13 protein-coding genes are annotated in these 12,573 nt (G+C 38.5%); all 13 read left to right on the forward strand.

The window, feature by feature from the left end; translation table 11 throughout:
- Positions 1–8: 8 nt before the first annotated feature.
- The 13 genes from MKZ26_RS21735 to MKZ26_RS21795 all read left to right on the forward strand — a co-directional run bounded on the left by MKZ26_RS21735 (position 9) and on the right by MKZ26_RS21795 (position 12,414).
- Positions 9–1,574: an ABC transporter substrate-binding protein gene (locus MKZ26_RS21735; protein WP_340767505.1), complete on the forward strand. Its 1,566-nt coding sequence runs from the start codon at positions 9–11 to the stop codon at positions 1,572–1,574.
- A 48-nt stretch (positions 1,575–1,622) separates the two neighbouring features.
- Entirely contained in the window at positions 1,623–2,537 is a 915-nt protein-coding gene (locus tag MKZ26_RS21740; protein WP_340767506.1) for an ABC transporter permease, read from the forward strand.
- Between the two features lie 42 nt (positions 2,538–2,579).
- Positions 2,580–3,455, forward strand: a complete 876-nt coding sequence (locus MKZ26_RS21745) for an ABC transporter permease (RefSeq protein WP_340767717.1) — start codon at positions 2,580–2,582, stop codon at positions 3,453–3,455.
- Between the two features lie 15 nt (positions 3,456–3,470).
- Entirely contained in the window at positions 3,471–4,433 is a 963-nt protein-coding gene (locus tag MKZ26_RS21750; RefSeq protein ID WP_340767507.1) for an ABC transporter ATP-binding protein, read from the forward strand.
- Between the two features lie 13 nt (positions 4,434–4,446).
- Positions 4,447–5,508, forward strand: a complete 1,062-nt coding sequence (locus tag MKZ26_RS21755) for an ABC transporter ATP-binding protein (protein ID WP_340767508.1) — start codon at positions 4,447–4,449, stop codon at positions 5,506–5,508.
- Entirely contained in the window at positions 5,505–6,812 is a 1,308-nt protein-coding gene (locus MKZ26_RS21760) for a hypothetical protein (RefSeq protein ID WP_340767509.1), read from the forward strand. The genes MKZ26_RS21755 and MKZ26_RS21760 overlap by 4 nt, the downstream gene beginning before the upstream one ends.
- 139 nt (positions 6,813–6,951) lie before the next feature.
- On the forward strand, positions 6,952–8,244 hold the full coding sequence (locus MKZ26_RS21765; protein WP_340767510.1) for a M20/M25/M40 family metallo-hydrolase: 1,293 nt from the start codon (positions 6,952–6,954) through the stop codon (positions 8,242–8,244).
- Between the two features lie 349 nt (positions 8,245–8,593).
- Entirely contained in the window at positions 8,594–8,866 is a 273-nt protein-coding gene (locus tag MKZ26_RS21770; RefSeq protein ID WP_340767511.1) for a hypothetical protein, read from the forward strand.
- 310 nt (positions 8,867–9,176) lie between these two features.
- The gene (locus MKZ26_RS21775; protein WP_340767512.1) at positions 9,177–9,323 is read left to right on the forward strand and encodes a hypothetical protein; all 147 of its coding nucleotides are present in this window, start codon (positions 9,177–9,179) and stop codon (positions 9,321–9,323) included.
- 137 nt (positions 9,324–9,460) lie between these two features.
- Positions 9,461–10,291 (forward strand): hypothetical protein, encoded by an 831-nt coding sequence (locus MKZ26_RS21780; protein ID WP_340767513.1) that lies wholly within the window; start codon positions 9,461–9,463, stop codon positions 10,289–10,291.
- Positions 10,292–10,354: 63 nt separating this feature from the next.
- Positions 10,355–11,344: a helix-turn-helix transcriptional regulator gene (locus MKZ26_RS21785; protein WP_340767514.1), complete on the forward strand. Its 990-nt coding sequence runs from the start codon at positions 10,355–10,357 to the stop codon at positions 11,342–11,344.
- A 78-nt stretch (positions 11,345–11,422) separates the two neighbouring features.
- Positions 11,423–12,055 carry a hypothetical protein gene (locus MKZ26_RS21790; protein ID WP_340767516.1) on the forward strand — a complete coding sequence of 211 codons (633 nt, stop codon included), beginning with the start codon at positions 11,423–11,425 and terminating at the stop codon, positions 12,053–12,055.
- 179 nt (positions 12,056–12,234) lie between these two features.
- Positions 12,235–12,414: a hypothetical protein gene (locus MKZ26_RS21795; RefSeq protein ID WP_340767517.1), complete on the forward strand. Its 180-nt coding sequence runs from the start codon at positions 12,235–12,237 to the stop codon at positions 12,412–12,414.
- Positions 12,415–12,573: the final 159 nt, after the last annotated feature.

Genomic DNA, 12,573 nt, shown 5'->3' on the forward strand with positions numbered 1-12,573 from the left:
GGAAAAGAATGAGAAAGTATTTGCTAACATTTATACTCGTATTGCTTTTAATCGTTTCAGCATGTTCAAAAGACAATGATAGCTCTAGCACGGATAAAGCTAAGGATAAAGACGGGGATACAGCGGTGGAGAATGAATCAAAAATTCTGACTATTGCGAATGGGACAGATGTAACATCGTTTGATATTCATAATCATAATACGACAAGTACAGAAGCAGTGCATGTAAATATGTTCAACTACCTTGTTAAAAATGGAGGTGCGGAGGGTTTCATCTCTGATCTCGCTGAAAGTTGGGAAAATATAGATGATAATACATGGTCCTTCAAACTTAAAGAAGGCGTAAAATTCCACAATGGTGAAGAATTGACTGCAGATGATGTGAAATTCACACTGGAACGTGTCGCGAAAGACGAAACACTGCTTGAATTTGGGAGTTATAAACAAATTCAAGAGGTAAAAGTAAAAAGCGATTATGAATTTGATATTATCACTGAAAATCCAGAACCGGCTTTACTAAACCGTTTGTCTAGACTTGGTTCAGGAATTCTTCCAAAAGATTATATTGAAAAAGAAGGCTGGGAGGTTTTCTTGAAAGAACCAGTTGGCTCAGGTCCATATAAATTAAAAGAGTGGAAAAGAGACGACCGACTCGTTCTAGAAGCAAATAAAGACTATTTTGGAGAAGCCCCTAAGTGGGACGAACTTGTATTTAGAGCAATTCCAGAAGATTCTACTCGCGTTTCTGAACTTCTTACTGGAGGAGTAGATATTGCTGTTAACATTCCACCAACTGATGTTGAGCGTATTGACGCAGGTGATGGTTCTTCTGTAATTACAACACCAACACAACGTGTCATGATGCTTGTCCTTCGTACTGGAGAAGGAAATGTTACAGCAGATCCACTGGTACGAGAAGCAATTGATTTGGCAATTGATAAGCAGGCAATTGTAGATTCACTACTTAACGGTGCTGGTCAAGTTACACGTACACGTGTAACACCAGGTAACGTAGGTGCAAATGAGGATCTTTTTGGTAAAACTTTGTATGATCCAGAAAAAGCAAAGGAACTTTTGGCTGAGGCTGGCTACGCAGATGGACTTGAACTTACATTAAGTGCACCAAATGGTCGTTACTTGAAGGATAAAGAAACTTCAGAATTAATGGTAGCGATGCTTGGAGAAGTTGGGATTACAGTTAAACTCGAACTCTTGGAGTGGAGTGCATTTAATGTGAAATATACAGAAAGAACATTCGGAGATATGTTCTTCATTGGTTATGGTAACTCAATGTTTGATGCTTCTCTTGCATTAGATCGTTTGCAATTTGAAAGAGCAAAAGGGGAAACCGATTATAATAACCCTGAAGCAGAGGCTTTGTTGAAAACTGCCGAGTCTAACATGAACTTGGATGAGCGCACAGAACAATATAAACTAGCACAAGCGTTTATAGCAGATGATCGTCCACAAATTTATCTATATCAACTTGAGTCAATTTACGGTGTGAATGATCGAATTGAATTTACACCTAGATTGGATGAAATGTTCTACGCAGACGATATTAAATTGAAATAAGAGGGGGATTTCCCCCTCTTTTTTTGTTAAAAGAGGAGGTACACTTGAATGAAATATTTACTTCAAAATTTGTTGAAAACGATTCCTGTCCTTCTCCTCATTACGCTAATCGTTTTTCTATTAGTTCGAGTAACGGGTGATCCGGTTTCCTTAATGCTCCCCGAAACAGCCACGGATGTAGAACGTGAATCATTAAAGGAGGCCCTTGGTTTCAATGATCCACTTCCTGTTCAATACTTTTCTTATTTAGGTGATTTAGTTAAAGGTGATTTTGGAAAATCATTACGCTATGATTCAGACGCTCTAGAACTTGTTTTAGATCGAATGCCCGCAACATTTCAGCTTGCAATTGCTTCAATGATTGTTGCAATTCTTATTTCCGTTCCGCTAGGGATACTCTCAGCTGTAAAGAGGAACAGTTTCATGGATTTGTTCATTACGAGCGGGGCCGTACTAGGAAAGGCAATGCCAAGTTTTTGGTTAGGAATTATGCTCATCTTAGTATTTGCCGTTAACTTTCAATTCTTTCCTGTATCGGGAAAAGGAGGTTTTTTGCATCTGGTTCTTCCGGCAATTACACTGGGGACAGGAATTGCTGCTGAAATGACAAGACTAATTCGTTCAAGTATGTTAGAAATTTTGGGGCAAGATTTCATCCGGACAGCCCGTAGTAAAGGATTAAGAGAGTCGATTGTCGTCAACAGACACGCATTTCGAAATGCTTTAATACCAGTTGTTACAATTATGGCTCTGCAAACATCGACATTAATAGGTGGAACACTTATTACAGAAACAGTCTTCGCATGGCCAGGTCTAGGTCAATTACTCGTACAGGCCGTCAATTTGCGTGATATGGGCGTCGTACAAGCAGCAACATTTATAATTGCTATATTCGTAATATTAAGTAATTTAATCGCGGATCTTGTCTATAGACTCCTAGATCCAAGAATTAAGTACGATTAAGGAGGGAATTACATGACTAAAACAATTGAAAATTCTCAGTACATGCTTAATCGGAAAAAGAAGAGTAAACTTCACAACCTCTTTTTAAGACTTCTTAGAAGTAAGACTGGATTTGTCGGTCTTCTAATTGTATTAGCAATGACAGGTATGGCTGTTTTCGCTCCGATTTTAGCGATGTATGACCCTGCCAAAACGGATATTATGCATCGGCTTATTCCACCATTTTGGTTGGAAGGGGGAACAAAAGATTTCCCATTAGGAACAGATAATTTAGGCCGTGATGTATTAAGTAGAATTATTTATGGTTCAAGAATATCCTTACTGGTCGGAATTAGTGCAGTTATTCTAGCTGGATTTTTGGGGATTATCTTTGGTCTTATCGCTGGATATTATGGTTATATATGGGATTTCATAATAATGAGAACCGTCGATTCATTCCTCGCGATTCCGAACATTTTGTTTATGTTAATTATCCTCGCTGTTTTGGGACCAAGTGTTACAACTTTAATTCTCGTACTCGGTGGAACTTCTTGGGTCGTCTACGCGAGAATGGTACGAAGTGAAACATTGAGTGTAAAAGAGAGAGATTTTGTTCGTTCTGCAAAAGCAATTGGAGCAAAGGATTACCGGATTATCGTGAAATATATTTTGCCTAACGTAATTTCATCATTTATCGTAATTGCTACATTAAATGTAGCTTCAACAATTATTTTAGAAGCGAGTTTAAGTTTCCTTGGTCTCGGCATTCAATCACCAGATGTTTCATGGGGGCTTATGTTAAGTGATGGGCGAGAGTATATTGCAACGAGTTGGTGGGTCGCTACATTCCCGGGGGTTGCAATTACTGTAACTGTTTTAGGTGTTATTTTTCTAGGTGATTGGTTGCGAGACGTGTTAGATCCAAAACTTATAGACTAATTGCGAGGTGAGATTATGTGTACTAAAATTTTGGATGTTAAAGACTTGCGTGTACGTTTTAAAACAGAAGACGGATACGTTTCAACGGTGAATGGTGTATCGTTTGTTATGAATGAAGGAGAAACGTTGGCAATTGTTGGAGAATCAGGTAGTGGAAAAAGTGTTACCTCGCTCGCATTAATGGGAATTCTCCCTCCAAACGGTGAGGTGTACGATGGAGAAATGGTATTCAAAGAAAAAAATTTGCGTACGATTAGCAAAAAAGATTACCGAACATTACGAGGTAAAGAGATGTCCATGATTTTTCAGGAACCCATGACAGCCTTAAATCCTGTTTTTACAATTGGTTATCAATTAAGGGAAACATTAATTGTTCATAATCAATTATCAAAAGAAGAAGCACAGAAAAAAGGAATTAAAATGCTAGAACTTGTTGGAATTCCGGATGCTGAAAAAGCAATGGGGCGTTTCCCGCACCAATTGTCTGGGGGGATGCGACAACGGGTGATGATTGCAATGGCATTATCATGTAATCCTAAATTGTTAATTGCGGATGAACCCACAACTGCGCTTGATGTAACGATACAGGCCCAAATTTTAACGCTTATGAGAAGTTTAAAGGAAAAAGGAAATACTGGTATTTTGATGATTACACATGACCTTGGCGTTGTTGCAGAAGTTGCAGATCGTGTCATCGTTATGTATGCAGGCGAAATTGTTGAAGAAGCACCAGTCTTTGAATTATTTGAAAATCCATTACATCCATATACACGTGGATTAATGGCGTCGATTCCAAAAATTCATGATGTTGTAGATAACCTCTATTCAATAGAGGGAACTGTACCAAATCCAGCGAATATGCCAACCGGATGTAAATTTCACCCTAGATGTCCACTTGCGGATGCTGAGTGTACGAAAATACATCCAGAGCTAGAGTATGTCAGTTCTACCCATGCGAAGCGCTGCATTAAAGTATAAGGGGGTGAATAGGATGGAGTTAGTAAAAGACTCAAACACATCAGAAAAAAGAGTAATTATGGAAGTGCGCAATTTAAAGAAACATTTTGCAATTACAAAAGGCTATATCAAGAAAACCACTACATTGGTCCGTGCGGTTGACGGCTTGAACTTTGAAGTATTTGAAGGAGAAACACTTGGAATTGTTGGAGAATCTGGTTGTGGAAAGTCTACAACTGGACAACTAATGCTTGGCTTACTTGATGCAACGGAAGGAAATATATATTTTGACAATAAAGATATTGCCTCGCTTAGTCACGAAGAACTTCGTAAAGCTAGGCGAGATTTGCAAGTGATTTTCCAAGATCCATACTCTTCCCTTAATCCAAGAATGCAGGTTGAAGAAATTATTGGGGAACCTTTAGTTGTTCATAAGGTTGCATCTGGAAAAAAATTACGTGATGAAGTTCTCAGCTTAATGAAGCTAGTAGGACTTGGAGAACATCAGTTAAAAAGATACCCACATGAATTTAGTGGAGGACAACGCCAGCGAATTGGAATTGCACGTGCACTCGCATTACGACCAAAAGTAATTGTTTGTGACGAGGCTGTTTCTGCTTTAGATGTTTCGATTCAAGCTCAAATTTTGAACTTACTGAAGAAATTACAAAAAGAAATGGATTTGACGTACATTTTTATAGCTCACGGATTGCCAGCTGTGCGACATATTAGCGATCGGATTGGCGTCATGTATTTAGGTCGTATGGTGGAATTAGCAGATCGGGATGAATTATTTGTAAACCCACTTCATCCGTATACACATGCATTGTTAGATTCTGTACCTATTCCAGATCCCAATTTGCGGAAAAGGCATCAGCTCATCGAAGGTGAAATACCAAATCCAAGCGATCCACCAAGTGGTTGTCACTTCCATCCAAGGTGTCCGTATGCGACTGATATATGTAAAACAGAAAGCCCGGAATATCGAGAAATACTTCCTGGTCACTCTGTTGCATGTCACCATCCACTTTTTAATGAAGTAAAGATGAGTGTTTCTGAATCGGCTCCTATTTTAAGCGGACATGAGATAAGTTGAAAATCCGAATTGGTGCAATTGGACCTCGCGATTCTCTAAATCAAATAAAAGAAGTCGCAAGTGCCGATTTCCGAATTGAGTTAGTCGAATTTGAATATTTTCATCGAGATGAATTGGAGCATATTATTAATGACAATAAGTATGATGTAGCACAGTGGATTTTTTCGGGACAAACTCCTTATTATTATGCACTTGATAAAGGCTGGATACAGGAAAACGAAGGTTTTTTTCCACCACTATACGGAATCGCTTTTTTAGGGACTTTATTAAAAATATTCCTTGAGCGAAAGAAAACGACATCTTCAATTAGTGTAGATTCAATTGAAGGTGAAACAATTCAACAGCTGCTAAGAGAGTATAGCTTAACCACTTTGAAAATAGAGTTATTCCCATATGAAAGGAAACAAACGTATGTAGAGATCATTGAATTTCATGTTGAAAATTATAAAGAAAAAAATACGGAAGTTGCAGTAACTTGTTTATTAACTGTTTATGAAGAGTTGCAAAAGTTAGGAATCCCTTGTTATAGAATCGTACCTTCCCAACTAGCAATACAAACGGTCTTTAATTTACTTGTCTCCCGAGCTACAAGTCAAATCTTTGAAAAATCAAAAGTTGCGATTATTGGAATCGAGCAAATAAATAAAGAAAGGATTACAGCACTTAACACATACGATGCGAAAAGAAAACGATTAACTCTTGAACTTGCATTATTGAAAGTTGCCGAAAAGTTAAATGGCGTTCTCGACAGTTCCAATGAAGATCGTTTTCAAATTTACACAACCTATGGTGATTTTGAATTATTGTATTTGAATGAATCACTTAGTCAACTAGTGAATAAAGTTGAACTACAAACTTCAATTGAACTGAAAATCGGGATTGGCTCAGGACATACTGTATATGAAGCAATGCAAAATGTTGGACACTCCTTTGAAGAACACCAAAAAAATCAAAGTAAAAAAATAATATTTGTCAATCAAATGAAAGAAATAATGAATGTATTTCTGGAGGAGAATAATAACTTTACAGCAGATAAACTTCCAGAGGCATGGAAAAAAATTCTGGAAGAAAATAAATATACACCAATAATTCCGGCGAAGATTTACTTTTTCATTAAATATAAGAAGATAACAAGTTTTAATAGTGAACTAATAACGACACTTCTGAAAAACACAGATCGAAATACAAGAAGAATATTAAATGAGATGGAACAAATGGGGCTAATAGAAGTTACTGAAGAGGCAACGGGTAAGCGCGGAAGACCGAAAAAAATATATTCTATTCCGAATTTAAGTGAAATGTAATTGAAGAATACAAAATAAATAAATTGATTAGCTTAATTAGCGCTAAGCTGTCTCCGCTATCGTTTACGGAGTCGTTTTCGTTAGACAATTATAGCGATGTTCAACTGTGGTTTATTTCAAGATTCGGAGGGATTCTCTAATGACTGAAAAGTATGTAATTGAAGAAGAAATGCAAGGGTATACTGTATCGGATAAAGTAAAAGATGTTTACAGTTTACTAAGTTCCAATTCTAGAGTAGAAAAAGGACTATTATTTTTAAAAGAAGATAATGATTACACAACTGACGAGCAAATTGAGCTGACAGCTATTCAAGCACCTACGTTTTATGAAGAAAAAAGAGGAATCTACTATCAAAGGAAGCTTACTGAACTTGGATTAAAAAATATCACGGTGGATGAAGTTGGTAACGTATTCGGAGTTCGCCAAGGAAACGGAAATGGTCCTTCAATCGTTTTGTGTGCACATTTAGATACAGTATTTCCTGAAGGTACAGATACGGTTGCTAAAATTGTAGACGGGAGAGTGTATGCACCAGGAATTGCTGATGATGGTCGTGGTTTGGCATCTGTCCTAACAATAATTCGAGCACTAAATCACGCTAATATTGAAACTGAAGGGGATTTGATAATTGGGGCAACGGTTGGTGAAGAAGGTCTTGGAGATTTACTAGGAGTAAAGAAATTGTTTGAAAATCGAGTCGATATCGATGGTTTTATATCCATAGAACCTGGGGCTCCAGACAGAATAACGTACTTAGCAACGGGGAGTAAAAGATATAAAGTCGCATACAAAGGACCTGGTGGGCATAGTTTCGGGAATTTTGGGACACCGAGTCCTATACATGCTCTAGGAAGGGCGATTGCTAAAATATCATCATTAGAAACCCCAACGGTACCCAAAACAACGTATAATGTTGGATTAATACACGGAGGTACTTCAGTGAATACGATTGCGGAAGTCGGAGAAATGGTAATCGATTTGCGCTCTAATTCCCAGGAAGAATTATTAAATTTAGAAAAAAAGATAATTAATATTATTAATGTTGCAGCGGAAGAAGAAAATCTTCATTGGGAGAAAACAGATGATATTATTGTTGAAATGGAGTTAGTAGGTAACCGTCCAGCAGGCTATCAAAGTCCTGACACCATTATCGTACAAGCTGCTGCAGCTGCTACATCCATTCTAGGATTCGAACAGAAATTGGATGGGGCAGGTAGTACCGATTCTAATATCCCCATTTCACTTGGAATTCCTGCTGTTACTTTAGGAGGTGGAGGTGAAGCTGGAGGATTCCATACACTAAATGAGTATTATGATCCTAAAGATGCTTTTTATGGTGTACAAAAAATATTTTTAACGATTTTAGGTCTAGCTGGATTGAAAGATATTACTCCACCTCTACTTCCAAAGCTATTGAAAGATACTGAATAAAGTGTACCGAGTGAAGGGATCTTGCTTTATCATCTTACAGGGATACAATCCATTTAATCTAAGCTTCGAATTTAACGCATTACTTTTTATTTGTAGGACAAGACCCATAAAGCTGGAAAACGAGGTAGGAATGTTTAAATCGTTGTAATCTAACATCCCGTAAAAGTGCGATGTAAACGAGTAAGTCAAGTGACATAAATCGAGCAATTAGGAGTGTAGTGTAGCCCACGACACACACCTCCAATAGATTCTACCCTCAGTTTACTACAGCGGGCGGTCGTTAAAATAGCAACTGATATTACAAATTAGGAAAACAATACAAGAAAGGTTGCCTCTCAGTTTCAAAAAAATGTCTACTGAATTACTGTGGAGAGCAGAGCAGGGGATATTTAGAAGTGAAGAGATATCCTCTGCGAATCGATTATTTATTGCGATTACCCGAACAGCTAAAAGAATCATTAAGAGATTAACTTCAAGAGGATCACTTTCAAATGTTACATTTCGAAAAAATAACTTACCACCTATGGTTACGGAGCTGATGGCTAGCCAAAAAATTGAAGGCATACATGATGAAGGAAAAAACTTCGCACTTGTTTTGATGATGCAGAAATCGCTAATCTAACTAAATTGAGAGTGACAGAAGTTGAAGAATTAAGAAAAAACTGTGTAAATGACAAAGAGCTTTCGGATTTACTGGAAACTTCTGTGCTTCCATTACACAGTGAATCCATAACCAATCTAATAAACCCAAAACACCAGCAAAAAAATGTGGTGTTTTTTTCATGAGGAATTAGAAGTGCCAGTGTGGGAAATTCTCATGGATTTTCGGCATGTACTTTTACCGAATTGGATGTGAAAAGAACAACGCCCCCCTGCTAATATTGTGAAATAATACCATATAAACAATTTGCGATAATCGGGGGACATGCTATATGAATAATCAAACCTACTTCTATCAATATCTTGAACCGCTCTCTAAAGAACTTGCATTCGTCGCGTGCGAACTAGAAAGCAGTATCTTCTCTAGCACACGGACAATGCTAACTCATGCGAGAGCGTTCGTTGAAAATATATTGTAACAAGTCATTTAAGCAGAAAAACTACCGAACGAACAATGGACAGACCTCAAAGAACGACTCAATCTACTAAATGACATTAACACCCGAAATTCGTGATGCGCTTCATCACTTTCACCAATTCGGCAACAAGGCGGCACATGGTACAAGTAGGTTCCGCTATTCTGAAGCACTTCTTTAATGGGAAGCCATCTTACACAATCGTTAAATGGTATGTCGAAGTATACGGTCCTATTGACCTTATCGTACCGGAATATGTGGATCCGTCACCAATAGAAGAAACGTATGATTTCAGCGAGCTAGAAGGGCGGTTGAAAGTGCTTGAAGAAATGCTTAGACAAGCACTACAGAAAGAGCCAATAGAACCCGGTCAACAACAATCTGCTGTTATCGCTGTGAACATGCCGTCCGTTCCAGAACAACCAGGCTTTACAACAATTCGAACACTGACATACAAAGGGCTAACACTCGACATCCCATATTTCCTGCGCGACGCTTTCCAGTTGTCGCAGCGCTTCGACAAATCCGAAACGTTCCTCATCCGTCTCGGAGCAGAGCAACAAGCACGCATTATGAGCGAATTACCAAACTACCTCGAAGGCTTACACAAACACGTCAAACGCTATACCGAAAAAAATGACGAAAACCTCTTTGGGGAATTAAAAACGTATATCGAAGAAGAGAAAGTCCGTAGACAACTATTAATTGAGCGACCAGGTGAACTGTTTTTCTTTTATAAAGCCGACTCTATCGTAGTCACAGAAGAACTGGCCATGATTCCATTCACAGTCGACGAATTTACAGGAAGCCCAAGCCTTCTTAAACAATTGAAGGAGGACCAGATTGATACGGTTGGACAATTGCCGAATGAGCTTGTGATCTTAGCGAAGTATGAGAATGTTGGAGTTGGGACCGTGGAGAAGGTATTTGAGCAGTTGAAGGGGAAGCAATGGGTGGAAGTAACTGTGTGAGGGAAATGGTGATCGTTTGTCGCGCAGGTATTGAAAATTATCCATAAAAGGGTGAGAAGTTCGATGATGACTGAACAATTAACAGCAAGAGATCGTTTGTTAGAAGTGATACGCATTCTGCAAGAGTATACGGATGAAAAAACAATGATGACGATTCATGATATTCATGGGCTCTTCCCGGAACATGTAAAGGTAGGAATCGGGGCAGTTCGTGACGATGTCCAATCACTTGAAAATTCAACTGCTTTTCCAGTTGTCGCTGTCCAACAGAAAAATGGGTTACTCAAAAGTTATTATTATGACGGTCGGCTTTTCAAAATACATGAACTTCGCTTATTGATGGATGCCATTTCAGCAGCAAAATTCATTCCACGGCGGGATACAAATCAATTACTCATGAAAATTAGAAAACTGACAAGCCAAAGTTTGGCCAAGCAGTTAACGAATGAATTAGTTGTAGCCGAGGAATCACCACAAGGAGCAGTCGAAATCATATCAACTGTTCAGTCGTTGCATGAAGCAATCCATGACCAACGAATGGTAGCCTTTCAATATGGAAGGTACGGAACGGATCTTCAATTTCATCTAAGTAATGACGGAAACGATTATTTCGTAAAACCACTTGGGCTCGTGTGGAATAATGACCGCTATTATTTAGTGGCACATTTTAGTAGAGAAGATGAAATTCGGCAATATCGCGTTGACCGCATGCGCACTGTTCGTGTACTGGAAGAGCGATTTGTAGCCGATCCTTATTTCGATTTAAAAACCTATACAAGTGGGATGTTCCATATGTTTGGCGGTGATATGATTTCATTGGAAGCTAAGTTTCATGACAAATTAATTAATGTAGTCATTGATCGCTTTGGTTTAAAAGCCAACATTGTAGATCAACAGAACGGGACGTTTTTATTAAAGTCACAAGTTGCTATGAGTGACGGCCTTGTCCGGTGGCTATTCCGATGGGGCGGCGAAGTCAAAGTACTGCATCCCAGCCAACTTGCCCAGCGGATGAAACAAGAAGCAGAAAAAATGTACGAGCAATACCGATGACCTTTGTGGATATACGCAAAGGTTATTTTTTATGGGCATTTACAATGAGAGAGTAAACAAAAACAGGAGGTCAATTATATGAAAAAAGTAATGATGATTTGGAGTGCACTATTGTTGTTGGTACTTGCGGCTTGTGGTGACATCAATGAAAAAAATAGCCGAGAAGTGACACCGAAAAATGAAGCGGCTGCAGAATCACAAGTTGAAGCTGAAGAAGTAGTGGAAGAAGAAGTAATCGTTGAAAAGCCAGTTGGCACAAGATCAAATCCTTTACCCTTTGGAGAAACGATTACCGTAAAGGAAAATATTTATGATGATAGCTATAATGCCTATGATTCATCCATAGAAATTACACTGCTTGAATCGATTCGTGGGAATGAAGCTTGGGCAATTATCGAAAAAGAAAATATGTATAATGAGCCAGCTGCTGATGGATTTGAATATGTATTGATTAAGGTGAAAGGGTTTTTGAAGGAATCTGAAACAGACGATGACAGCCTCTATTTTTCGAACATGAATTTTGATTTCGTCTCGAATGAAGGAGAAGTATATGAATGGGTTTCAGCTGTCGTCCCAAATGAATTGTCAAAAGAGCTTTACAATGGTGGTTCAGGTGAGGGCTTTATTTCCAACCAAGTGAAAATTGGGGATGACTATAAAGTTTCATATGATTCGAGTGAAGGTTCGCCTGTCTTCTTTTATGTACAGTAACTGATTAGAAAGGATGGAGACGAGTTGAACGTCACAGTGCACACGAAGGATGCCGGCACTGGAGAAATCTTTAGTACCGCTGTCTATCCAGATGTGTTGGAAGAACTGGAATGAGTGGATAGTTCTGTTTAACACCCCCCGGTGCTATGTACTGACACTGAATACAAGGAGGAATAATAATGAAAATCATCGGCATACTTTTACTCATTGTTGGCGTAATTGGATTGGTCCTATCTACTATGATGTTCGGCGATATCGGCATTGCCGCAGCTATAGGTGCCATAAGTGCAATTCTTACGGGTATAGGGTTTTTGAAGTTGAATAAACAGTTGGGGTTGCAAATGAAGGAAGCTAGATGAATCAAAGAAAAAGCATGAACCTCAGATTGAGAGGACCATGCTTTTTCCAATCCCCAATAGAAAGGGGTGTTCCCGGAAAATTTGATAGTTTTTTTTCAATTGCACAAACTGTTCTTGCTGACGATTAGTACGTAAATCTCGTTCGTGCAGTTTGATGGA

Origin of the sequence: Sporosarcina sp. FSL K6-6792 (genome assembly GCF_038004885.1) — a bacterium.
Taxonomy (GTDB): Bacteria; Bacillota; Bacilli; order Bacillales_A; family Planococcaceae; genus Sporosarcina; species Sporosarcina psychrophila.